The following is a 23,408-nucleotide window of genomic DNA, read 5'->3' on the forward strand; positions in this document are numbered from 1 at the left end:
GCGAGTAATGGCCGAGGGCTACTTCGACGACGTGCCATCCGGGTCCGACTTCGTGGCCACCATCTCGTACCAGTCGGTGAAGCGTTCACCGGCATCCATCATGTCGTCCCTGGCCGCAACGACATCGATATCACGAAAACCCGCGGCTTCCAGGGCCCGGACATTGGCGGCTCGTTCCGTGGCGGGCGCGACATTGTCCAATCCCGTTCCGATGACCAATCGGCCGTCGTTCTTCAGAACCCGGTGGATCTCGGCCGCGCCGCCCTCCGCCAGCGCGTTCATCAACGGCACACGCTCGAGGTTGACCTCGTCGAATACCGAGTCGGGAAAGACCGACAGATCACGGAGATCCACGAGCACATCCGGCTTGGTATCCGGATTGACATTGGCGAAGACCTCTCCCGGCTCGGCAGGCCGGTACTTGTGACCGCCCCCCACCACGAGCCGGGCACCACCGTCGGCGGTACGAGCCTGATCCAGCAGCGCCTTCAGGTCGGTCGCCGGTTTGCCGCGAAGCGGGCGTCCGGTGAAGTCGGCACGCTCGGTACCCAGGGGCCGGTTGCCCGGACCGTAGCGGTTCTCATGGATGTCGTCGATCTGACGCCTATCTCTGGAACGCACGTCACGGATATCGGCACCCTGATATTCGGGTGGCAGTCCCGCGCGTGTTCGAACCTCCCGAACCAAGGCGTCTTCGGACGATGCGAGCCCGCCGGCGGTCCTGCCGATGTCGGCCGCGCCGGCAGTATCCGCCGCAGACTCGTGTTTCGTGACCGCCACGATCGGATGAACGGCTTCCTTGCGGTAATGACCGTTGGCTATCAATTCCGTCGCGTTCTTGAAGCTTCGATTCAGCGCTTCGACCGCTTGAAGAACCGCCCTACCGATCCTGTTGCTCATGCAGAGCCCCATCACAGTGAAAGGCAGGGGTCGCGCATCCAGAATGAACCACGACCTGCCACCGTGTCCGCTGGTACTCGCACCGTACCCACCATCACCCACTCACTACAACAGCGGTATCGGCGGCCGAAGCGGTTTTCCCACCACGTGACCGCGCCGCGCCGCAATCGGCATGAGGCGTAATTGCGGAGAGCATCTCGAAAAGAATTGCGCGGCCGCATCGCTTGGCAGGACCCGACAGCTCGGCTCTCGGCGCGGGACCCTCGGCCGAATATCCCGCAGCACATGCGTGCCCTCCTGGCAGGCGGGACTGCCGGCTCCCCGGTTCCCATGCCGACGACAATTATTGCTCGGCACGCTGTCATCGTGGAATCCGGCCGACACCCGCTGTCGCATCGGCTCGGCGTGAAGATCCGGCCGGACGGTGCCGACCGGATTTCTCCCTTCACCCGACGGCGAGGGCCGCGGTGATCTTGCGGGTCATCTCGACCAGCGTCCGACTCGGCGCGCCCTTGCCGGCCGGCCGGCCGCGTCGACGGCGACCAGCACCGTGTTGCGGAAGTTGTCGGCCTCGCCCGACCGGGCCCGTCGACGGCTGTCCATTCCCAGCCCGCCGGCCCCGGACCGACGCGTCGCCGGGCGTAGACGGGGTGGACAGTCGATGCGTTCACTGGCACGATACGCACCGAAAACGTACAGACCATGCGGAGCTCGAGAACACCAGCGGTAGCCTCTGACGCCATGACCACGCACATGTTGCGAATTCGCTCCACTTCGCGTGTTCCAACCGGTGAAGGGAAGTGAACAAGCCGTGGCCACGGTGACCTTCGATCACGCCACCCGGCAGTATCCGGGAGCCAAGACACCCGCTGTCGATCAGTTGCAGCTCGAGATCGCCGATGGTGAGTTCCTGGTGCTGGTCGGCCCGTCCGGATGTGGGAAATCGACTTCGCTGCGCATGCTCGCCGGACTCGAGGAAGTATCGGGCGGCCGCATCCTGATCGGTGACCGCGATGTCACCCATTCCGACCCCAAGGATCGCGATATCGCGATGGTCTTCCAGAACTATGCGCTGTACCCGCATATGACGGTGGCCGAGAACATGGGTTTCGCACTCAAACTGGCCAAGGTCGGCAAGGACGAGCAGCAGCGCCGGGTGCGCGAGGCGGCCCGGCTGCTCGATCTGGAACCGCTGCTCGACCGCCTGCCCAAGGCGCTGTCGGGTGGTCAGCGGCAGCGGGTGGCCATGGGCCGGGCCATCGTGCGCGACCCGCAGGTCTTCCTGATGGACGAACCGCTGTCCAATCTGGACGCGAAACTGCGGGTGCAGACCCGCACCCAGATCGCGCAGCTGCAGCGCCGGCTGGCGACGACGACCGTCTATGTCACCCACGACCAGGTCGAGGCCATGACCATGGGCGACCGGGTCGCGGTGATGCGTGACGGGTTGCTGCAGCAGTGCGCCGCCCCGCGCGACCTCTACCGGGATCCGGCGAATGTGTTCGTCGCCGGGTTCATGGGGTCACCGGCGATGAACCTGTTCACGCTCCCGATCACAGACGGTGCGGTGCGCATCGGTGGCTTCGCGCTGCCGCTGCCGCGATCGGTGGCCGATGCCGCGGGCGCGACGGTGACGGTGGGTATCCGTCCCGAGCATCTGGAAACCGGGGAGTCCGGGATCGAGATCGAGGTGGACGTGGTCGAGGAGCTCGGCTCCGATGCCTTCATCTACGGCCGCCCCACCGAGGACACCCAGGGCGCGGACACGATCGTGGCACGTACCGATTGGCGCAATCCGCCGGCGAAGGGCAGCCGGGTCCGGTTGGCCACGGCCCCCGAGCACGTCTACTTCTTCGCGCCCGACGACGGCCGCCGCCTCGGCTGACCCTACTGCCGACCTTGCACTAGCGGGAGATTTGCACGTACAATTTTACGTACGTCAGAGGGAGATCAGTATGCGCACCATGTCGTACTCGGAGTCACGCAAAAACTATGCCGAGGTCCTCAACAGTGTGGTAAACGACCGCGAGGAAGTCGTGATCACGCGCGCGGGGCACGAGCCCGTGGTCATGGTGTCCTTGGACGACTACGAATCGTTGCGCGAGACCGCTTACCTGCTGCGCAGCCCGGCCAATGCACGCAGGCTCCTCTCGGCTATCGAACGCCTGGAAGAGGGCGAGGGCACGGTCCGAGACCTCGTCGAATGAAGATCATCTGGGACGAGAATGCGTGGGAAGACTACCTGTGGTGGCAAGCCCAGGATCGGAAACTTCTGAAGCGCATCAATCAACTCATCGCCGACATCGCACGCAACGGGAATGAGGGAATCGGCAAACCGGAACCCTTGAAGCACGGTTTCCGCGGCTACTGGTCACGGCGTATCAACGACGAACACCGACTGGTGTACAAGGTTGTCGACGAAGACATCCGCATCGCGGCCTGCCGTTATCACTATGGGTGATCGGTTGCCGTCGAGCCGGCGGCATGCCGCCGGCTCGCCCGCCACTGCTCGTTGAGCCGGACGCCGAGATCGTCCACGCCGATCTCGCGTCCGGATTCGCTGCGCACCTGCACCCGGACCGGGTCCCCGGTGGCCGCCTCGACCAGGTCCAGCGGAGGTGGCCCGGGTTGCAGGTGGGTATTGCCCCACTGCATGAGCGCCAGCACCACGGGTAGTAGATCGCGGCCTTTCGCGGTCAGTACATATTCGTTCCGGGTGCGTTTTCCCTCTTCCCGATACGGCTGTCTGGTGAACAGTCCGGCCTGCGTGAGCTTGCGCAACTGACCGGCCACGGCGGCGTCGGTGATCCCCACCCGGGCCGCGAAACCGTCGAACCGGGTGGTGCCGTAGTAAGCCTCCCGCAGGATCAGGATGGCCGAGCGGGTGCCCACCACCTCGAGTGCCATCGCTATCGAGCAGTGGTCGGGTTTCCACGAGTCGAGATCGGCCAGGGGGCCTTCCATCACCGCTGCCATCCGCCCATCATATCGACCCTGACTTGCTTCCATTAATGCCAGCACCTAGTCTGGCTATAGATAACTTTAGCCAGGGTTCGCCCCGGCGGCGGAAGGAATCGATATGCGAGACGCGGTCATCGTCGATGCGGTACGGACCCCCATCGGACGCGGTAAGCCCAACGGCGCCCTGCACGGCATCCACCCGGTGGACCTCATGGCCCACAGCCTCAGTGCGTTGATCACCCGCACCGGGGTGGACCCGGCCCTCATCGACGACGTGATCGGCGGTGTGGTGAGCCAGGTCGGCGAACAGGGCGTGAACATGACCCGGCGGGCGGCGCTGGCGGCCGGTTTCCCCGAATCGGTCCCGGCCACCACGGTCGACCGCCAGTGCGGCAGCAGCCAGCAGGCCGTCCACTTCGCCGCACAGGGCGTGCTCGCCGGCGCCTACGACATGGTGGTGGCCACCGGAGTCGAATCCATGAGCCGGGTCCCGATGGGCGCGAGCGCCCGGGGCGCCGACGACATCTCCGGGGTGGGTTTCACCCGGCGGTATCCCGATGGTCTGGTCCCGCAGGGCATCAGCGCCGAACTCATCGCCGCGAAATGGGGGCTGAGCCGGGCGCAGCTCGACGAATTCGCGCTGAACAGCCACGAAAAGGCGGCACGGGCCACCAAGAACGGGCAATTCGCCGCCGAACTCGCCCCGCTGGCGGGCCTCGACACCGATGAGGGCATCCGCACCGGCTCCACCCTCGACACCCTGGCCGGGCTGAAGCCCGCCTACTACGACCCGGCCATGGACGCACGGTTCCCGCAGATCGGCTGGAACATCACCGCGGCGTCGGCGAGCCAGATCAGCGACGGCAGTGCCGCCGTACTCATCACCACCAGCGAACGGGCCCGCGCCCTCGGCCTGCGCCCGCTGGCCCGGCTGCACAGCTTCGCGGTGGCCGGAGACGATCCGCTGCTCATGCTGACCGCGGTCATCCCGGCCACCCGCAAGGTCCTGGATCGAGCCGGGCTCACCCTCGCCGATATCGACCTCATCGAGATCAACGAAGCGTTCGCCTCCGTGGTGGCGGCCTGGGAACACGACACCGGCGCCGATCCGGAGCGGGTCAATGTGAACGGCGGCGCGATCGCCCTCGGCCATCCGCTCGGCGCCTCCGGGGCCCGGCTGATGACCACCCTCGTCCACGCCTTGCAGGACCGCGGCGCCCGCTACGGCCTGCAGACCATGTGCGAGGCGGGCGGCCTGGCCAACGCCACGATTCTCGAACGCCTCTGATCGCGGGCCTACGAATTCGAACGTGGCCGCGCCACCTCGTCCGCGCACACGCTGCCCACCGCAACGCCGCTAGTGTGGTTCCGGTGAGCGAACTGCCCCGGATCGACGAGGTGCGCGTCTACGCGATCCCGCTGCGGTCGAAGTTCCGCGGGATCACCGTGCGCGAAGGGGTACTGCTGCGCGGGCCACGCGGCTGGGGCGAATTCTGCCCGTTCGCCGAATACGCCGACCACGAGGCCGCGCACTGGCTGGACACCGCCCTCGAGCAGATCACCGTCGGCTGGCCCGAACCGGTGCGGGACCGTATTCCGGTCAACTGCACGGTGCCCGCCGTCGGACCGGACCGGGCATACGAGATCGTCGCCGGGTCCGGTTGCCGCACGGCGAAGGTGAAGATCGCCGACCATCCCGGATCGCTGCCGGAGGATCTCGCCCGGGTGGAAGCCGTACGGTCGGCGCTGGGCCCGGACGGCGCGATCCGCGTCGATGCCAACGCCGTCTGGGATGTCACCACCGCCGTGCGGCACATCCGCGAGATCAACCGGGCCGCGGGCGGTCTGGAATACGTCGAGCAGCCTTGCCGCACGGTCGAAGAGCTCGCCGACGTGCGCCGCCGGGTCGAGGTCCCCATCGCCGCCGACGAATCCATCCGCCGCGCCGAGGACCCGCTGCGGGTCGCGGTGGCGGGCGCCGCGGATATCGCCGTCCTCAAATGCACTCCACTCGGCGGCGTGCGGCGGGCCCTGCGGGTCGCCGAGGCCGCCGGGCTACCGTGCGTGATCTCTTCCGCCCTGGAGACCAGCGTCGGTCTGGCCGCGCAGCTGGCTCTGGCCGGCGCTCTCCCGGAACTCGATCACGCGTGCGGCCTCGGCACGGTGAACCTGTTCGAAGGCGATATCGTCACCGAATCCCTGCGTCCGGTGGACGGTTTCCTACCGGTCCCGCGCAGCGCCCCCGAACCGGATGCCGACCTGCTGGAGAAGTACCGCCACCCGGATCCGGAACGCACCGAATGGTGGACCGCCCGCCTGCGACGGTTACTGGAGTCGCGGTACACGCGAGTGTGAGCTCCACCGGGCGCCGCCGTAGAGTCCCGCGGCCCGGTCCACCGCAGGTTCGATCGAGCCCACCGGCTCCACCGGATCCGGGGTGCCGTCGTAGCTCCAGCGGGTGCCCAGCACCCCGTGCTCCGCGGTACCGAGCAGCGCAGCCGCATCCGCGGCCGCAGGTATCCGCCGGCGACGCCGTCTGACGCAACACAATCTCCGGTCGACCGCACTCGGCGAACGCCACGCAGGTCGTTCCGAGTAAGGCGTGCCGTTCGCGCACCGCACGGTGTTCGTGACCGCCGGTTCGCGCTTTCGGTCACCAGGCCGAGTTCCTACCGCTGAGCGCACTGTTTTCGGTCCGCGCACGGCGAGGTCGGCCTCGTCGTGCGGTAGGGCGTCGGAGGCGGGCGCGCCGGTAGGACCGTCTTCCGACCGCATCGGCCCGGTCCTGATCGACCGGCTGTTTCCTCGCTTGTCGCAGCGTCCCAGCACACTCGTTCCTCGCAATTGTTGGTTTCACCAACGTTTGCTATCGTTGGCGTCACCAACAAAAGGAGCCCCATGGACGGTCTCATTCGATGCGCCCGCCTGGCCGTGATCGCCCTTACCTTCACCGTGGCCGGGTGTACGACCCTCACTCCACCTACCGACCACCGCCCCACCCCCGCTCAGGAGACCACCGTGAACCCGACCGCCATCACCGCCTTCCGGATCGACATCCCGCAGGCCGACCTCGACGACCTGGCCGACCGGCTGGCCCGCACCCGCTGGCCCAACGAGATCACCGACGCCGGTACCGATTACGGCTTCCCGCTGGCCCGGCTGCGGGAACTGGCCGAATACTGGCGCACCGGCTACGACTGGCGCGCACACGAAGCCGCGCTCAACGAACTCCCGCACTTCACCACCGAAATCGACGGACAGAACATCCACTTCGTCCATGTGCGGTCGGCGAAACCGGAGGCGCTACCGCTGATCCTGACCCACGGTTGGCCCGGTTCCTTCCTGGAATTCCTCGACGTGATCGAACCGCTTTCCCGCGATTTCCATCTCGTGATCCCCTCCATCCCGGGTTTCGGTTTCTCCGGCCCCACCCACGAGCGCGGCTGGGACACCACCCGGGTCGCGGGCGCCTGGGCCGAACTGATGCACCGTCTCGGATACGAGCGCTACGGCGCGCAGGGCGGCGATTTCGGTTCCGGTATCTCCCAGGCGCTCGGCGCGCTGGCACCCGAACACGTCGTCGGGGTGCACGTCAACTACCTGCCGACCCGGCCGGACCCCGCCGCCGGCCTCGAACTGTCCGAAACGGATCGGGCCCGGCTCGACAAGGTGACGTACCTGATGGCGAACCGGCCCCCGTACCAGGCGCTGCAGGCCACCGCCCCGCAGACCATCGGCTACGCGCTGACCGACTCACCGGTCGGCCAGCTGGCCTGGATCGCCGAGCGCTTCGCCCAGTGGACCGACCCCCGCACACCCGTCAGCGATGAGCGGATGCTCACCGATATCTCGCTGTACTGGCTGACCGCCACCGCGGCATCCTCGGCACGGCTGACCCGCGAAACCACCCGGGGGTCGACACCGTGCCCGGTGCCGCTCGGGGTGGCGGTGTTCGCCCACGACATCACCCAGTCGGTGCGACCACTGGCCGAACGCCTCTACGACATCAGGCACTGGTCGGAGTTCGACCGCGGCGGCCACTTCGCCGCCATGGAGGTCCCCGAACTGCTCGCCGAGGACATCCGGGCCTTCTTCCTCACCACCCTGCGGGCCGGACCGGCCGCGGAACGCTGAACCACCGGCGGCGAACAACCGCCGGCCCGCACCGGAACCCGCAACCGACAGCACGTTCGTGGCCCCGCACCCGCCGCCGTGCGGCCGGCTCAGCCCAAGCGCACACCCATATCGTGGAAGGTCAGGCGCAACAGCAGCCCCGCCTCCGGCCCGATCACCCCGTCGGCCAATTCCACATATCGCGAACAGAATTCGGGCCCGTGCGCGGCGACCGTGTCCGGCCGCGGTTCCAGGTGGTGTGCCAATTCGTGCAGAACGACCAGTTCCCGCAGCGCCCACGCGGTCCGACCACGCGCCGAGGTCCGCGCGTGCAGGGGCACCGCCAGCACCGCGTTCCCGGATTCGTAATGAGCGGCCACATGTCCGGCGCGAGCGCGCACCCGGATCGGCACACCCGCCCGCTCCCACGTAGCCGCGACCCAGCCGAGAGCGAGTACTCGATCGCAGTACTGCTGCACCGAATCCACCGAGGCGAATTTCCGCTCCACCGGCAAGGTCAGCCGCGACCCGTGCACTTCGACCGTGCGCTGCCCGAATTCCGCCGCCCGATCGAAGACCGAACGCACCAGCTGTTCGGCGTCGTACACCCTGGCACGCTGCGTATCCCGCACGGCCGCCTACCCGGATAGCTGCCCGCGCGCCCCGTCCAGCTCCCGCGCCGGCCCGAGCCGGGCCTCCCGCCCGGCCCGGTCCCCCGCGCGCCGGGCGTCCGGGGCGTAGCCGGTGGAGGTGCGCGGTCCGCGCCAGGTGCCGCGGGCCTCCGAGTTACGGGTGTAGAAATCGGAGAGCTCGATCTCCTTGCCGCGCAATGCCAGCGCGGTTTCGGCGGCCCGTTCCGCATCGCACGGCGCGGCGGTCCGGTCGTCGCGGCCGGTCGCGGACCGTTCGACCTCCGCTCTGGCCGCGGCGAGCCGGATGCCGATGCGCTCGGCGAACGCCAGCTGGAAATTCAGCCTGGCCGTCACCCCGGCCACCGGCACCCGCACCACCCGGCGCACCCGCCGCCCGGCCCGGCGCTCGGTGACGACCTTCTCCATGGTCGCGGCCCGGTGCTCGCCGGATTTGATGTACCGGTCCGACGCCCGCACCATCTGCACCAGCAGGCTGGAGTAGAGCGCTTCGCAGACGGCGATATCGGCCGCGAACCCGTAGGCGTAGACCTGGGTCGAGGTGCGGGCCACGTCACAGCGCACATCGTTGGCGGCGGCAATGGCCACGAACAGCTGGACGTAGGTGCGCAGACCCTTGCGGCCGGGCTCACCGATCGGGATCATCCGTTGGATCAGCGCGGTGGGCTGTTCCCGGCCACGGGTGTGTGCCCGCGCCACCGCAAGGTCGATCGAGGACCGGGTCGCCAGCCGCTGCGCCGCGGCCAGGAACGCCTCCGCCTCGTGCTCGTTGTCGGTGGATTCGGCTTTGCGCAGCAGTCCACCGATCCTGGTGAGCAGGCGATCGGAGACTGCGGTGGCGGAGGACATCGGGCATCAGCCTAATCGGCGCGGCCGGGCAGAGCCCGCCTCCGGCCCGCACACGACCACAGCAAAGGCGGAGGAAGGCCGATCCGGCGCGGGCGAAACCCGGCGCACGGCCGAGCAATGGCACAGGTACGCCACTCGACGCACCCGTCCATATTCCGCCCGCGACCGAAGCGAGGGCGGGTACGCCCGCCCCGGCGCAGCCGGCCGAGGCCATCGGTCCGCCCGCGGCCGGGGCGATGGCGGAGATACGCCCAACCCGGCGGAGCCGAGCCGATCCAGCCGTCCCGGGCCCGGCCGGAGCCGGTGCGGAGGTCGGCCTACCAGTCGTTATATCCGCGACGCCGACGACCGGCCGACCTTCCGGCCCGTCCCGGCGGAGTGGCGGACGACCGCGAGCCCTCGAGCTTCCGCTCACTTCGATACGGGAGTATCCGACACCGAGCGTGCACACCATGTATGTTGCGTTGTGCTGCCGCTCACTGTGTCGACCCTGGAGTTCCGCGATGGCTTTCAAAAAGGCGCCGTCTCTACGTGCCGCGCTCGTCCTATGGCCGATCGCGCTGCTGACCGTGACCTTTGCCACCGCCTGCAACACCAGCGACACCGATGAACAGCTCGGTATGAACCAGGACGGCCGCGGCCCGATCACCTACGTCGAAGGTAAGGACACCACCGAGACCGGTGCCGTCAAGCAGGTCATCGACCGCTGGAACGCCACCCATCCCGACGAGCAGGTCACCTACAAGGAACAGTCCAACGACGCCTCGGCCCAGTACGACGATCTGGTCGAGCACATGCGCGCGAAGTCGACCGACTACGACGTGGTCGCCCTCGATGTGCCGTGGACCGCGGAGTTCGCGGCCAAGGGCTGGATCCAGCCGCTGGAGGACCAGTTCGCCATCGACACCTCGCCGCTGCTGTCGCCGCCGGTGGCCAGCGCCACCTACAGCGGCACCCTGTACGCCGCACCCCGCAACACCAACGGTGGCCTGCTGTTCTACCGCAAAGACCTGGTGCCCAACCCTCCGCTCACCTGGGCCGAGATGCGCGCCAGCTGCCCGCTGGCGCGGGACAACCAGATCGGCTGCTACGCGGGCCAGTTCGCGCCCTACGAGGGCCTGACGGTGAACGCCGCCGAGGTGATCAACGCGTTCGGCGGGACCTTCGTCGGCACCGACGGCCGTACCCCGACGGTCAACAGCCCGCAGTCGCGGGCCGGGCTCGAGCAGCTGGTGGACGCCTACCGCGTCGGCGATATCCCCCGCGAGGCCATCACCTTCCAGGAACCGACGAGCGGCGCCGCCTTCACCCAGGGCAAACTCATGTTCCTGCGCAGCTGGCCCTCCACCTACGGTGACGCCTCCTCGGAGGCCTCGGCGGTCAAGGACAAGTTCGGGGTCGCGCCGCTGCCCGGGGACACCGGGATCGGCGCCTCGACCCTCGGCGGCTACAACGCCGCGATCAGCGCGTATTCCGAGAACAAGGCGACGGCACTGGATTTCCTGAAGTTCCTGATCAGCGAGGAAGCCCAGCACATCATCGCCTCCGGCGCGCTGCCGTCGGTCCGGGCCTCGATCTACGACGATCCGGCGCTCATCGCCAAGATGCCCTACCTGCCCGCCTTGAAGGATTCCATCGCCAGCGCGGTGCCCCGCCCGGTCACCCCGTTCTATCCGGCGGTGTCCAAAGCCATTCAGGACAACGCATATGCTGCCCTGACCGGAACCAAGTCCGTGAACGACGCGATCATCGGCATGCAGAAGGGCATCGAGACGGCCGGATCGTAGAAATTGTTCAACCGGACCCGGCGAGCCCGTAGGAGAGAGTAACGGTGTCGGATCCTTCCGGAACGGTCGCGCAGGCGGCGGTCCGTACAGAAAAGCCCGCGAACACGAATAATGGTCGCGGGACGACCAGCAGGTTTCGCGACGAAATCCGTATGTCGGGCCGGGCGTGGCTCTTCGTCGCCCCGGTCCTGATAGCGCTCACCGTGGTGATCGGTTATCCGGTGCTGCGAGCGCTGTGGATGTCGTTCACCTACGACGATCGGCTCGACGAGACGACCGGCCGCTTCGTCGACAGCGGCGAGAGCACCTTCTACAACTACCTGCACTGGATTCTCGGCCGATGCCAGGTCATCACCGGCGGCGTCACCGAATGCCCCACCGGTAATCTGGGCGCCGAGTTCTGGGGGGCGGTCGGCGTCACGCTGTTCTTCGCGGTTGTCACGGTGACGCTGGAAGTGGCGATCGGACTCGGTATGGCCATCGTGATGGGCAAGACCTTCAAGGGCCGGGCGCTGCTGCGCGCGGCGGTGCTGATCCCGTGGGCGATCCCGACCGCGGTGACGGCCCGGCTCTGGGAATTCATGTTCCAGTACGACGGTGTGGTCAACACCCTGTTCGGCACCGAGATCCTGTGGACCTCCGACGCGTGGCCGGCCCGTTTCGCGGTGATCGCCGCCGATGTGTGGAAGACGGCGCCGTTCGTGGCGCTGCTGCTGCTGGCCGGTCTGCAGATCATCCCCGACGACGTCTACGAGGCGGCCCGGGTGGACGGCGCCTCGGCGTGGCAGCGGTTCACCCAGATCACCATGCCGCTGCTCAAACCGGCGCTGCTGGTCGCGGTGCTCTTCCGCACCATGGACGCGTTGCGCATGTACGACCTGCCCGCCATCATGACCAACAATCTCCCGGCCACCCGGACACTGTCGGTCCTGGTCGTCGAGCAGACCCGGCAGGGACCCAACAGTGCGGCCGCACTGTCGACGATCACCTTCTTGTTGATCTTCGCCGCGGCCTTCGTCCTGGTGAAGGTATTGGGCGCGAACGCGGTGCGGACGCAGGAAGAACAGCGGAAGGCGTGATGGCCGCGGTGACAACTCAGCAAATCGGTACCGCGCGACCCGCGTCGTCGTGGCGGCGCAGGCTCGGCTCGGCCCGCATCTACGTGGGCGCTGCGATCGTGCTCGTATGGGGACTGGGCCCGTTCTACTGGATGGCGGTGACCGCCTTCCGCGATCCCGACCACACCTTCGATCCCACCCCATGGCCCACGCACATCACCCTGGACAACTTCCGGGACGCGTTCGACACCAGCCGCGGCAACAATTTCGCCCACGCGCTGCTCAACAGCGTGATCATCGGCGCGGCCAGTACCGCGATCGCGCTGGTCATCGGGATCATGGCGGCCTATGCGCTGGCCCGGCTCACCTTCAAGGGCCGCTACCTGGTGTCCGGCCTGATCCTGAGCGCGTCGATGTTCCCGGTGGTCGTCCTGGTGACCCCGCTGTTCCAGCTGTTCACCGAGATCGGCTGGATCGGCAGGTACCAGGCGTTGATCCTGCCGAACATCTCCTTCGTGCTCCCGCTGACGGTGTACATCCTGGCCTCGTTCTTCGCCGAACTGCCGTGGGAACTTGAGGAGGCGGCCCGGATCGACGGCGCCACCAAGGTGCAGGCGTTCCGGCTGGTTATGCTGCCGCTGGCCGCGCCGGCCGTGTTCACCACCGCGATCCTGGCGTTCATCGCGGCGGTCAACGAATACCTGCTCGCCCGGGTGCTCTCCGGTAGCGAAACGGAGCCGGTGACCGTGGCCATCGCGCGGTTCTCCGGGAACAACCCGCTGGTCCCACCGTACGGCGCGATCATGGCGGCGGGCACGCTGGTGACCGTACCGCTGGTGATCCTGGTACTGGTGTTCCAGCGGCGGATCATTTCCGGGCTCACGGCAGGCGGGGTCAAAAGCTGATCTCTGGGTATCCTGGGATCTGGCGGTGGTGCGCCTGAGTTTTTCCGACGCTCCGAGAGGAGATGATCGTGAGCTCGTTCCGTTCTCGACGTGGCCGCAATACTCCCCAGCCACCGCAGTATCCCTCGATAGCAGGTTGGAAAGAGCTCGACGATCCCGGGCGGCGACCCCGCCCGCCCCGGCCACCCACCTATACCCGCCCACACCGGACCCGCGGCCAGCGCATCCGGCAGTTGCTGCTCTGGCTTTTCACCATCCTCGTCGCCATCCCGACCCTGCTGATCGCGCTGGTGTACTGGAGTGCGGAGATACCGGCTGCCGGGACGGTGCCGATCGATCAGACGGCCACCATCACGGCCTCCGACGGTTCCACCGTGCTGGCGAAGGTCGTGCCACCCGAGGGCAACCGCACTCCCGTACCCCTGTCGGACGTGCCCGAGCACGTCCGTGAGGCGGTCCTGTCCGCGGAGGACCGCGACTTCTACAGCAACCCGGGTTTCTCGGCGGCGGGTCTGCTACGCGCAGTCCGCGACAATGTACTGGGCCGGGCGAACGCCGGCGGCGGTTCCACCATCACCCAGCAGTACGTGAAGAACGCTTTCCTCGGTTCCGAGCGCACGGTCAGCCGCAAGATGCACGAGCTGATCATCTCCTCGAAGATGGCCAAGGAATGGAGCAAGGACGATATCCTCGGCGCCTACCTGAACACCATCTACTTCGGTCGCGGCGCCTACGGTATCGCCGCCGCCGCCCAGGCCTACTTCGGTAAACCGGTTTCCGAGCTGACCGTCGCCGAAGGCGCGGTCCTGGCCGCGCTCATTCGCTCACCCTCCGGGCTGGACCCGCAGACCCGGCTTCCCCAGCTGCTACAACGCTGGAACTACGTGCTCAACGGAATGGTCGAAATGGACGCGCTCGCTCCCGGTGAACGCGACGCGATCGTCTTCCCCCCGACAATTCCCCCGCCGGCCCCCGCGGACGTCAACACCACCCGCGGCCCGGAAGGTCATATCAAGACCCAGGTGCTGCGCGAACTGGCCGACGCGGGGATCTCCGATCAGGAGCTGAACACCGGCGCCCTACAGATCACCACGACCATCGACGCGAAGGCCCAGCAGGCCGCGACCGCCGCCGCGACCGGCGCTCTCGACGGCCAGCCGCCGCAGCTGCGGACCGCGGTGACCTCCATAGATCCGCGATCCGGCGCGGTCCGCGCGTACTACGGTGGCGCCGACGGTATCGGATACGACTTCGCCCAGGCCCCGGTGCAGACGGGATCGGCGTTCAAAACCTTCGCGGTACTCGCGGCGCTCCAGCAGGGCATCCCGCTGTCGCGGGCGTTCGACAGCGCACCCGTGGACGTCAACGGGGTGCTGGTGCGCAATGTCGAGAACGAATCCTGCGGTGTCTGCAGTGTGAGCGAGGCCTTCAAACGCTCGCTCAACACCAGCTTCTACCGGCTCACTCTCGCCATGAACAACGGCCCCGAGGCGATCGCCGACGCCGCCCACCAGGCCGGCATCCCGAAGGACATCCCGGGCGTCCCTGGACAGTCGCTCACCGAGATGGGTGCGCCGCCCATGCCCTCCATCGTGCTGGGTACCTACCTGGTGCGACCCTTCGATATGGCCTCGGCCTACGCCACCATCGCCGGTGGGGGCCGCTACCACCAGCCGTATTTCGTACAGCGCGTGGTCCGCGGCGACGGCCGCGTCCTGCTGGACCGCGGCGGCGATCCGGGGCAGCGCACCGGCGCCCAGCCACCCCCGTCGGAACAGCGGATACCGCAGACCATCGCCGCGCAGACCGCCACGGCGATGTTGCCCATCGCCTCGTATTCCAACGGCCACGCGCTCAACGGCCGCCCGTCCGCCGCCAAGACGGGAACTACCCAGCTGGGCGATACCGGCCAGAACAAGGACGCCTGGATGGTCGGGTTCACACCGTCGCTGTCCACCGCGGTCTGGGTCGGCACCGAGTCGAATCTTCCCCTCGTCACCGCCGGCGGCGGCCGGATATACGGTTCCGGGCTCCCCTCCGATATCTGGAAACAGACCATGGACGGGGCCCTGGCCGATACGCCGGTCGAGCAGATCGGGGCACCGGCCCCGAACCCTTCGCCGGTCGTCCCGGCCGCACCACAGGCGCCCTCACACAACCCCTACGACATCCTCAACCCGCCGTCCCCGCAGCAGCCGGAGCCGCAGCAGCAGCCGACTCGGCAGCAGCCCTTCATCGTCATCCCACCGGCCTCCGAACCGTATGCCCCCGAACCCGAATACGAGCCCGACCCCCAGGCGCCCGCGTCTCCCCCCGCCGAAGCGCCCGAGCCCGCAGCACCGGCAGTACCTCCGCCGCCCGCGCCGCGCGTCGTCGAAATCCTGCCCGGGGTAACGATCCCCGTACCGTGACCGACGGATTCCGGTCGTGATCCCACCGAAGGAACGGTCGGCATGGCAGCATCGTTGGCCAGAGTGAGATGTCGCCCATCCGACCGACCGGCACGGGCCGACGCCCGGGCCGGGACGGGCGTGCGGAAGGATATGCGCTGGAGCGACGACGTATGACGAGACATAGGGGCTACGCCGGTGGAATTCAATGTCGTTGACCGCCCGGAAACGCTGGTGGCGGGAATGGTGCTACGCAGCCCGGCACTCGCAGTGGAGGGACCGCGCCGCACCAGAGTCGAAGAAGCCTGGAAACGTACGCTGGCCCGATCCTTACCCGGCCACCCCGCCAGCGCCTTCGTCGATCACGCCCCGGAGATCAATTCCTACCTCACCCATATCATCGGCTATCGCTGTCACAGCCTCGACGATCTATTACCCGGCGATGTCCTCGCCCGTATCCCCGCCGGCCGCTACGCCCGGTTCATCCTCAGTGGCGACGACCTCGCCGAGACGATCGTGACCCTGTGGCGTGCGATCTGGGACGCGGAGGCCGCCGGTCGGCTGGTCCGCTCCTATACCGGTGACTACGAGCGCTACCCCGACGAGCACACGGTGGAAGTGTTCGTGGCAATGGCAGCAGACGATGCGGCGAGCAGGTAGGAAGCAGCTGTGGACTTCGAAATTGTCGAACTCGGCGAAAGCCTGGTGGCCGGGCTCACCATCCCGCTGGCCGGCCGGGAAGTGACCGCCCGCGACCTCGACCTGGTGAACTTCACCTGGGACCGTTATCTCGGCCGCGAGAAGAACGTCCCCCGGGTCGCCGCCTATATCGGCCAAGAGGATCACGCGGTAGCGGTACTCGGCTACGAGATCAAGGAGATGACCGACCTTGATCCGGGCGATGTACTCACCCGGGTCCCCACCGGTCGCTACGCGAGATTCGTGGTCACCGAGAAGCCCTACGACCTACTCCGCACGGCCTGGGCACGGGTCCGGGAAGCGGAGAAGGCGGGCACGATAACCCGCTCCCACACCGCCGAACTGGAACGCTATACCGGCCCGACCTCGGTAGAGGTCTACGTGTCGCTGGACTGAAACAGGCTCGGGGCCGAAGTCCGAGCGGGCCCGCCTGCGCGCTCGGATTCCCTGTGAGGGCGGCCGGGCAGGCAGCATGCCGGCGGTCGCGGTCACCGGCGGCCGGAACGCAGATGTTCGGGGCGCACGCCCAGACCGATGAACCGTCCGGCCACGTGCCGGAGCGCCGGAATCCGAGAGAAGAGCCGGAGCATCGACGGCGGCCGCAGTGCCTGCCCGGCCGTCTCGCGATAGAGGCCGCCGATCAGACGGGTCTGGAACAACTGGGTGACCCGAGCGGGCCACCCACGGCGGCGGCGCACTCGGGCGAGATCGGCGGCGGTCGGAGTCCGAACCGCGAGGACCGGGGCGAGAATATTCGCTGTGGCTACAGCGTCCTGTACAGCGAGGTTGATTCCGACCCCGCCGGCCGGTGACATCGCGTGTGCGGCATCGCCGATACAGAGCAACCCCGGCCTGTGCCACCGGTGCAATCTGTCGACGGTGACGGTGAGCTGGTGAACTTCGCTCCAGTCGGTGATCGCATCGAGTCGGCCTGCGTAGCCGGGCTGCAGGCCGGCGATCCGCGACCGCAACGCGTCCAGGCCCTGCGCGCGCAGTACCTGGTCCGTTCCGCGTGGGAAAGCATAGGCCAACTGCCAATATTCGCCGCGATCAATGGATATCAGTGATCCGCGCCCGCCGGTGAACAGCGGCACCTCCTCCCGACTCTCCCTGGGAATCCGTAGCCAGAAGACATCGACCGGCGACGCCGACGCCGACTTCGGCAACCCGGCACAACGGCGGGTGACCGAATGGCGCCCGTCGGCGCCGATGACCAGATCCGCATGGATCTCAACCGTCTCGGCACCCTGGCGGGCGAGAACACCGACCACGGTCTCGTCGCGGACGAGCAGGTCGATCACCTCGGTCTCGCGCCGCAGCGTGAAGCCTTCGAGATCATGGGCCTTATCGGCGAGAAACGACAAGAAGTCCCACTGCGGAACGAAGGCGATGAACCGGCAGTGCACAGGCAGGCGACCGAAGTCGGCGACCGTGACACAGCTGTCGCCGAAAGCGATGTCGACCGTATGCATCCGGTTGTGCGGGAGGCGGAGGAAATCATCGAGCCATCCCAGCTCGCGCAGGATCTCCAACGTCGAAGGATGAATAGTGTCGCCGCGGAAATCACGGTGGAAGTCGGTGTGTTTCTCGACGACGACGACCTCGACCCCCGAACGAGCGAGCAGGACGCCGGCCATCATGCCGGCCGGGCCGCCGCCGACAATGCACACCCGCCGCCGCTGACTCTGGGCCATACTGGGTTTCCTCTCTGCTGGGTATGGCCAATGCTCTGCGCCGACAGGCATACTGGCAATCGTGGTGAATAATCCGCGCGGTCGGCCCGTCGGCGGATCGGATGCCCAGCAGAGGCTTATCGCCGCAGCTGAAGAGCTGTTCATTCGGAACGGATTCAAAGGGACTACGGTCCGCGGCATCGCCGAACGCGCAGGAGTCGACCACGCGTTGGTGAATTACTACTTCGGCGGCAAAGAGGGTCTCTTCACCGCCGTCATGAACTTGCTCGCCAGCCCGGGCGAACTCGTCGAGCACGCGACCCGCGCCGGGCCCCAGCACCTCGCCCCACGACTGTTGAACGCCCTGCTCACCACATGGGACTCACCTTCGGTCCAGGAGCACTCGCGGCGGCTGCTGTCCACGATGCAGACGGACTCCGCGACACAGGAGGCCTTCCGCGGCTACCTCGAGCACCAGGTCATCGCCCAGATCGCCGACACACTGACCGGTCGCGACGCCACGGCGCGAGCCAGTGCCGCGGCGGCGGTGATCGCCGGTCTCTTCCTCACCCGTTACGTCGCACGCATCGAACCGATCGCCGGTATGACGCGATCGGAAGTCGTGGGATATCTGGAGCCCGCTCTCCACGCCTGCCTCGCGCCGCGCCACCGGCGACCGGCCGCACCGCCACGACCACCGATCGCCCCCTGAAACAGACGCGGCCGTCGCGGACACTCGGTTCGCGACGGCCGCCTGCCCCTGCTCTCGACTACGCGTCGATGATGAAGGCTTCCAGCTGGGCGCGGGCGATATCATCGGCCAGCTGCTTGGGCGGGGACTTCATCAGATACGCCGACGCCGGGATCACCGGGCCGCCGATACCGCGGTCCTTGGCGATCTTCGCGGCGCGGACCGCGTCGATGATGATGCCGGCCGAGTTGGGCGAATCCCACACCTCGAGCTTGTACTCCAGGTTCAGCGGCACATCGCCGAAGGCGCGGCCTTCGAGGCGGACGTAGGCCCATTTGCGGTCGTCGAGCCAGCCGACATGGTCGGAGGGGCCGATGTGCACATCATTGGCGCCCATTTCCTTCTGCAGGTTGCTGGTGACGGCCTGGGTCTTGGAGATCTTCTTCGACTCCAGCCGCTCGCGCTCGAGCATGTTCTTGAAGTCCATATTGCCGCCGACGTTCAACTGCATGGTGCGGTCGAGCTGGACACCGCGGTCCTCGAACAGTTTCGCCATCACGCGGTGGGTGATGGTGGCGCCGACCTGGCTCTTGATGTCGTCACCGACGATCGGCACGCCCGCGGCGCGGAACTTCTCGGCCCATTCCGGATCCGAGGCGATGAACACCGGCAGCGCGTTGACGAACGCCACACCGGCGTCGATCGCGCACTGGGCGTAGAACTTGTCGGCTTCCTCGGACCCCACCGGCAGGTACGAAACCAGGACGTCCGCCTCGGCGTCTTTCAGCGCCTTGACCACGTCGACCGGTTCGGCCTCGGCGAGTTCGATGGTTTCGGCGTAGTACTTGCCGATGCCGTCGAGGGTGGGGCCGCGCTGAACCGTGACGCCCAGCGGCGGCACGTCGGAGATCTTGATGGTGTTGTTCTCGCTGGCGAAGATCGCCTCGGACAGGTCGAAGCCGACCTTTTTGGCGTCCACGTCGAAGGCGGCCACGAACTGCACGTCCCGCACGTGGTATTCGCCGAACCGCACATGCATCAGTCCGGGCACCGTCGTGGAATCGTCGGCATCCCGGTAGTACTGAACGCCCTGGACGAGCGAAGAGGCGCAGTTGCCCACACCTACGATGGCGACGCGAACACTGGACTTGTTGGTGTCTCCACTACTCATGGCCGGTATTTCCCTCTTTCTGTGGTGCCGCCTTCGTCGATTGCTCCGCCGCAATCAACTCGTTGAGCCAGCGCACTTCGCGCTCGCTTGATTCGAGTCCGAGTTGATGGAGTTGGCGGGTGTAACGATCCAGCGATCCGCTCGCCCTCTTGATCGCTTCCCGCAGCCCCTCTCGGCGCTCCTCGACCTGACGCCGCCTGCCCTCCAGGATCCGCATCCGCGCTTCGGCGGGGGTGCGGCTGAAGAAGGCGAGGTGAACGCCGAAGCCGTCATCGGTGTAGTTCTGCGGACCCGTATCGGCCAGGAGGTCGTTGAAACGCTCCCGGCCCGCCGGGGTCAGCTGGTAGACCCGCCGGGCCCGGCGGGTCGTGGACAGTCCCTCGGGTACTTCCTCCGCGATCAGTCCATCCGCCCGCATGCGCTTCAAGGTCGGATACAGCGACCCGTAGGAAAAAGCCCGAAACGCCCCGAGCAGACCGGTGAGCCGCTTCTTCAGCTCGTAGCCGTGCATGGGCGATTCCAGGAGCAGCCCGAGGATTGCCAGTTCGAGCAACGGGCTTCACCCCCTGACTTCCGTACAGACCTAACCAATGGATGCGATTACCCACTATATCGGAGCGATATAACAACGCATAGTTCTGTGCCGACAGGAACACATATGCGCAGGTGGACGCCGCCCCGGACGAGCGGGGAACGGACTCGACAGGTCAGTCGGCCGGATGGACTTCCTGTGGTGTCCCGTCGAGGGAGAGTTGCACCGTTGCGGTGCGGTCGCTTCCGTCGCCCACGTAGATATCGAGTACCGGAGCGGCGGCCTCGGGTGCGATGAGCTCGTAGCCGATACCGATATGACTGATATGTCCGTCGACCAGCTTCACCGTGGCCGGCGCACCGGCCAGTACCGCGGCCACGGCGGGCAGATCGATATCCGCGAGATCGACCGGACGACCCTCCGAATAGCTCGACACACCCGAAGTCGAGGCGGTGAAATCCGCGCCGTCGAACTCGTAGACCTGCTCCTCGCCCCGCTCCAGCCGCTGGACCAGAATCCGGTCGGAGAAGACCGTCGCCGCGTCGATGATCGTGTCACCGAACTCCCGGCGATAGCTGTCGACGAAAAGAGCCAGGCCACTACCGGTGGCGAGATCCGCGGCGGCCTCCCCGGCGGCGGTGCCACCCGCGCCGGCGGAGTCGTCGGGCAGGGCCAGGCCCACCACCGCGCCGAGTCCCGCGGCCGCCACCAGCAGGGCGACAGGTACCCACCAGGGTCGCGCCGGCCGATCGCGGTTCAGGATCGCGGCACCGGCTAGTTCGCCGGGGATCTGCAGATCCGCGATGAGCGTGTCCAGGTCGGCGGTGTACTTCGCCCGCATCGCCGACCAGGTGCGCGCGGTGTGCTCCGCGTCGGAGAGCTGGCCGTCCGCCGACGCGGCGTCCAGCAGCGCGCATACCTCCACCCGGTCGCTGTCACGCGCCCGGACCTGTTCTCTTCTCACCACGATCGCTTCCTCTAACCGTCGAAAGGCCACACCTTCAGCACCTCACCGGCGGGGCTGAGGACGAACCAACCGGATTCGTCGAAGGTGTTGCCCACATGGATACTCACCGCCGGCCGGCCGGCCAACGGGTCGAACGACGGGACATCCACCTCGATCATCGAGACCGCTCCGTCGGGTACCCGGGTGGTGGCCGCGGCCGTACCGGCGGCCGCACCGATGGCAGCGGTGTCCACCGCCGACAGATCGACGGAAGGGGTATCGACCGGGCGGGTGGTCGGATCGCTGTCCTGGTGGAAACCGCCGCGATAGGTATAGGTCACCTTCCGGTTCGGCTGCCCCGGCAGCGCGCGGGTCACCCGGGCGTGAGCCGGGTAGAGCGTGATCTCGTCGGCGACCGTATCGCCGAACTCGACCCGATAGCGATCGATGAAGTGGGCGAGACCGGCCTCGGTCACCAGATTCGGAGTGGGGATCACCAGCGGTTCGACATCGTTCAGGGCGGCATACGGCACCGGCGGGGCAGCCTCGGGTGCGGCGGCACCGGGCGGTACGGCAGGCACCGGGCCGGCCTCGCGATGGACGAGGGCGAAGGTACCGAACGCGATCGCGATCGCGGCGGCACCGATCACCGCGAAGTACCGCCCCTGCCCGCCGGACCGGGCCGGCGGCGGCGCGACAGGGGCCGGTCGCGCGCCCTGGAGGTCGGCGGTGAGCTCGGCGAGATCGCCGAGGGTGACCGCATCGGTGAGCAGTTCGGCGCGGGCGCGGTACTCGTCCTCGACGAGTTGCCCCTCGCCGAAGGCGCGGCCCAGTACCGCACCGGCTGCCTCGCGGTCGGCGGTGCGGGCGCGGGTGCCGGGCGGGTAACCCGATGCCGGGGCGGACCCGGCGGCGCCACGTTCGGCGCGCACCCTCCGCGCTTGCGACGTCTGCAGGTCCGCGACCAGTCCGGACAGCTCACCGAGCGTTTTCGCGGCCCGGGCCTGCGCGATGCGATCATGGTATTCGTCGGCACCGAGTTGCCCCTCGGCGTATGCGCCGTCGAGCACGGTCGCGGTTTCGGCACGGTCGATATCACGCGCGCGCAGATGACCGGAAAACACCGTGGACACCCCCGAATCGTACGGGGGGGAGCGGCTCCGGCGGGGGTTCACGGCCACCTTCGTACAGCGGAAACCGGCCGGAATCGACGGGGCAGATGGCACACATGCGCCAATGCGCTCGGCCCGCAGCGGCCGGGGGCGGGCCCCGAACCCCGCCGCATCCACGCACTCGGAGGAATCCGCGCAGCACCGGACCCGCCCGCCGCCACCGGAACCGGACCCCGCGGCGGAGCCAGGAATCCAATGCGGCCGTGGGCGGCGCCATTACATCACCGCTACTCTGGGAGCGTGCGAATACAGCGGCAAGTGGTCGACTATGCGCTCCGGCGCAAGTCGCTGCTGGCTGACGTCTATGCGGGCCGTGTCGATGTCGCCGAGGTATGTGACGCCAATCCCTACCTGCTGCGTGCGGCCAAATTTCACGGTCGGGGGAGCGAGGTCACATGCCCTATCTGCCGGAAGGAACAACTCACCCTCGTATCCTGGGTCTACGGCGACGGCCTGGGGCCGGTCGCGGGTTCCGCGCGCAGCCCGGAAGAGCTGGTACGCCTGGCCGAGACCCGAGAGGAATTCTCGGTTCACGTGGTCGAGGTGTGCCGGACATGCAGCTGGAATCACCTGGTGCAGTCCTATGTGCTCGGGAAGACGCCGCAGGGCCGGCGTTCCGGTTCCCGGGTGAACCGACGCACCGCCGCGGAATGAGACCGTCCGGCCCCACGATGGTGCACGTGCCGAGCCCCCAGGGGCGCCGCGGAGCGAGCCCATCCGACCGATACGAGCTTTGGAGACCTTGTCAGTGACTTCGCCCTACGACCCCCCACCCGGCGATGACCCGCGCGGTGGTCGCACCCAGCGCGGACCGCTCCCGGGTCGAGAGCCGCAGCAGCGACCGGGTGCGCCCGATCGTGGCCCTGCACCGAACGCGAACGCCCCGCGCCCCGGACCGGGCGGACGACCCG

General features: G+C 67.7%; 24 protein-coding genes. 14 read left to right on the forward strand and 10 right to left on the reverse strand.

Going from position 1 to position 23,408, the window contains the following annotated elements:
• Positions 1 to 18 precede the first annotated feature (18 nt).
• Positions 19 to 900 (reverse strand): hypothetical protein, encoded by an 882-nt coding sequence (locus NS4_RS26970; RefSeq protein ID WP_157106275.1) that lies wholly within the window; start codon positions 898 to 900, stop codon positions 19 to 21.
• A gap of 811 nt (positions 901 to 1,711) precedes the next feature.
• On the opposite strand from NS4_RS26970, the gene NS4_RS26975 reads away from it, so the two are divergent.
• The 3 genes from NS4_RS26975 (at position 1,712) to NS4_RS26985 (ending at position 3,361) form a co-directional block, all read left to right on the forward strand.
• On the forward strand, positions 1,712 to 2,785 hold the full coding sequence (locus NS4_RS26975; RefSeq protein WP_063062303.1) for an ABC transporter ATP-binding protein: 1,074 nt from the start codon (positions 1,712 to 1,714) through the stop codon (positions 2,783 to 2,785).
• A gap of 70 nt (positions 2,786 to 2,855) precedes the next feature.
• Positions 2,856 to 3,107 carry a type II toxin-antitoxin system Phd/YefM family antitoxin gene (locus NS4_RS26980; RefSeq protein ID WP_063062323.1) on the forward strand — a complete coding sequence of 84 codons (252 nt, stop codon included), beginning with the start codon at positions 2,856 to 2,858 and terminating at the stop codon, positions 3,105 to 3,107.
• Entirely contained in the window at positions 3,104 to 3,361 is a 258-nt protein-coding gene (locus tag NS4_RS26985) for a Txe/YoeB family addiction module toxin (protein ID WP_063062304.1), read from the forward strand. The genes NS4_RS26980 and NS4_RS26985 overlap by 4 nt, the downstream gene beginning before the upstream one ends.
• On the opposite strand, the gene NS4_RS26990 is transcribed toward NS4_RS26985, so the two are convergent.
• Positions 3,352 to 3,876 carry a winged helix-turn-helix transcriptional regulator gene (locus NS4_RS26990; protein WP_063062305.1) on the reverse strand — a complete coding sequence of 175 codons (525 nt, stop codon included), beginning with the start codon at positions 3,874 to 3,876 and terminating at the stop codon, positions 3,352 to 3,354. The genes NS4_RS26985 and NS4_RS26990 overlap by 10 nt on opposite strands.
• Before the next feature lie 103 nt (positions 3,877 to 3,979).
• Between NS4_RS26990 and NS4_RS26995 the strand changes: the two genes are divergently transcribed.
• Together NS4_RS26995 and NS4_RS27000 are read left to right on the forward strand one after the other, a co-directional pair.
• Positions 3,980 to 5,149, forward strand: coding sequence for a thiolase family protein (locus NS4_RS26995; RefSeq protein WP_063062306.1), 1,170 nt, complete (start codon positions 3,980 to 3,982; stop codon positions 5,147 to 5,149).
• 83 nt (positions 5,150 to 5,232) lie between these two features.
• Positions 5,233 to 6,216 carry an o-succinylbenzoate synthase gene (locus tag NS4_RS27000; RefSeq protein WP_439955812.1) on the forward strand — a complete coding sequence of 328 codons (984 nt, stop codon included), beginning with the start codon at positions 5,233 to 5,235 and terminating at the stop codon, positions 6,214 to 6,216.
• Here the strand turns inward: NS4_RS27000 and NS4_RS33015 are convergent.
• Positions 6,187 to 6,636 carry a maltokinase N-terminal cap-like domain-containing protein gene (locus NS4_RS33015; protein ID WP_218020419.1) on the reverse strand — a complete coding sequence of 150 codons (450 nt, stop codon included), beginning with the start codon at positions 6,634 to 6,636 and terminating at the stop codon, positions 6,187 to 6,189. The genes NS4_RS27000 and NS4_RS33015 overlap by 30 nt on opposite strands.
• Before the next feature lie 123 nt (positions 6,637 to 6,759).
• On the opposite strand from NS4_RS33015, the gene NS4_RS27005 reads away from it, so the two are divergent.
• Positions 6,760 to 7,995 (forward strand): epoxide hydrolase family protein, encoded by a 1,236-nt coding sequence (locus NS4_RS27005; RefSeq protein WP_084487768.1) that lies wholly within the window; start codon positions 6,760 to 6,762, stop codon positions 7,993 to 7,995.
• Positions 7,996 to 8,084: 89 nt separating this feature from the next.
• Here the strand turns inward: NS4_RS27005 and NS4_RS27010 are convergent, their stop codons facing one another.
• Together NS4_RS27010 and NS4_RS27015 are read right to left on the reverse strand one after the other, a co-directional pair.
• On the reverse strand, positions 8,085 to 8,606 hold the full coding sequence (locus NS4_RS27010) for a TIGR04338 family metallohydrolase (RefSeq protein WP_063062308.1): 522 nt from the start codon (positions 8,604 to 8,606) through the stop codon (positions 8,085 to 8,087).
• A 6-nt stretch (positions 8,607 to 8,612) separates the two neighbouring features.
• The gene (locus NS4_RS27015; protein ID WP_063062309.1) at positions 8,613 to 9,473 is read right to left on the reverse strand and encodes a DUF2786 domain-containing protein; all 861 of its coding nucleotides are present in this window, start codon (positions 9,471 to 9,473) and stop codon (positions 8,613 to 8,615) included.
• 503 nt (positions 9,474 to 9,976) lie between these two features.
• Between NS4_RS27015 and NS4_RS27020 the strand changes: the two genes are divergently transcribed.
• The 6 genes from NS4_RS27020 (at position 9,977) to NS4_RS27045 (ending at position 16,708) form a co-directional block, all read left to right on the forward strand.
• Positions 9,977 to 11,260, forward strand: coding sequence for an ABC transporter substrate-binding protein (locus NS4_RS27020; protein WP_063062310.1), 1,284 nt, complete (start codon positions 9,977 to 9,979; stop codon positions 11,258 to 11,260).
• Between the two features lie 44 nt (positions 11,261 to 11,304).
• Entirely contained in the window at positions 11,305 to 12,339 is a 1,035-nt protein-coding gene (locus NS4_RS27025; RefSeq protein ID WP_439955813.1) for an ABC transporter permease subunit, read from the forward strand.
• Positions 12,339 to 13,223: a carbohydrate ABC transporter permease gene (locus NS4_RS27030; protein WP_084487769.1), complete on the forward strand. Its 885-nt coding sequence runs from the start codon at positions 12,339 to 12,341 to the stop codon at positions 13,221 to 13,223. The genes NS4_RS27025 and NS4_RS27030 overlap by 1 nt, the downstream gene beginning before the upstream one ends.
• A gap of 62 nt (positions 13,224 to 13,285) precedes the next feature.
• Positions 13,286 to 15,634, forward strand: a complete 2,349-nt coding sequence (locus tag NS4_RS27035; protein ID WP_063062312.1) for a transglycosylase domain-containing protein — start codon at positions 13,286 to 13,288, stop codon at positions 15,632 to 15,634.
• A 177-nt stretch (positions 15,635 to 15,811) separates the two neighbouring features.
• Entirely contained in the window at positions 15,812 to 16,273 is a 462-nt protein-coding gene (locus tag NS4_RS27040) for a GyrI-like domain-containing protein (RefSeq protein WP_063062313.1), read from the forward strand.
• A gap of 9 nt (positions 16,274 to 16,282) precedes the next feature.
• The gene (locus NS4_RS27045; RefSeq protein ID WP_063062314.1) at positions 16,283 to 16,708 is read left to right on the forward strand and encodes a GyrI-like domain-containing protein; all 426 of its coding nucleotides are present in this window, start codon (positions 16,283 to 16,285) and stop codon (positions 16,706 to 16,708) included.
• 92 nt (positions 16,709 to 16,800) lie between these two features.
• Here the strand turns inward: NS4_RS27045 and NS4_RS27050 are convergent, their stop codons facing one another.
• On the reverse strand, positions 16,801 to 18,006 hold the full coding sequence (locus NS4_RS27050) for an FAD-dependent oxidoreductase (protein ID WP_063062315.1): 1,206 nt from the start codon (positions 18,004 to 18,006) through the stop codon (positions 16,801 to 16,803).
• Positions 18,007 to 18,067: 61 nt separating this feature from the next.
• On the opposite strand from NS4_RS27050, the gene NS4_RS27055 reads away from it, so the two are divergent.
• Positions 18,068 to 18,697 carry a TetR/AcrR family transcriptional regulator gene (locus NS4_RS27055; protein ID WP_169811820.1) on the forward strand — a complete coding sequence of 210 codons (630 nt, stop codon included), beginning with the start codon at positions 18,068 to 18,070 and terminating at the stop codon, positions 18,695 to 18,697.
• A 58-nt stretch (positions 18,698 to 18,755) separates the two neighbouring features.
• On the opposite strand, the gene NS4_RS27060 is transcribed toward NS4_RS27055, so the two are convergent.
• From NS4_RS27060 to NS4_RS27075, 4 genes are all read right to left on the reverse strand, one after another.
• Positions 18,756 to 19,847: an inositol-3-phosphate synthase gene (locus tag NS4_RS27060; RefSeq protein WP_063062317.1), complete on the reverse strand. Its 1,092-nt coding sequence runs from the start codon at positions 19,845 to 19,847 to the stop codon at positions 18,756 to 18,758.
• Positions 19,840 to 20,400 carry a PadR family transcriptional regulator gene (locus NS4_RS27065; protein ID WP_039827380.1) on the reverse strand — a complete coding sequence of 187 codons (561 nt, stop codon included), beginning with the start codon at positions 20,398 to 20,400 and terminating at the stop codon, positions 19,840 to 19,842. Before NS4_RS27065 ends, NS4_RS27060 begins: the two co-directional genes overlap by 8 nt.
• A gap of 154 nt (positions 20,401 to 20,554) precedes the next feature.
• The gene (locus NS4_RS27070) at positions 20,555 to 21,346 is read right to left on the reverse strand and encodes a DUF1707 SHOCT-like domain-containing protein (protein WP_063062318.1); all 792 of its coding nucleotides are present in this window, start codon (positions 21,344 to 21,346) and stop codon (positions 20,555 to 20,557) included.
• 11 nt (positions 21,347 to 21,357) lie between these two features.
• Positions 21,358 to 22,458, reverse strand: coding sequence for a DUF1707 SHOCT-like domain-containing protein (locus tag NS4_RS27075; RefSeq protein ID WP_157106276.1), 1,101 nt, complete (start codon positions 22,456 to 22,458; stop codon positions 21,358 to 21,360).
• A 279-nt stretch (positions 22,459 to 22,737) separates the two neighbouring features.
• Here NS4_RS27075 and NS4_RS27080 point away from each other — a divergent pair, with 279 nt between their 5' ends.
• Positions 22,738 to 23,151, forward strand: coding sequence for a DUF5318 domain-containing protein (locus NS4_RS27080; RefSeq protein ID WP_174372459.1), 414 nt, complete (start codon positions 22,738 to 22,740; stop codon positions 23,149 to 23,151).
• The last annotated feature ends 257 nt before the right edge of the window (positions 23,152 to 23,408 follow it).

It is taken from the genome of Nocardia sienata NBRC 100364 (assembly GCF_001613205.1).
GTDB classification, from domain to species: domain Bacteria; phylum Actinomycetota; class Actinomycetes; order Mycobacteriales; family Mycobacteriaceae; genus Nocardia; species Nocardia sienata.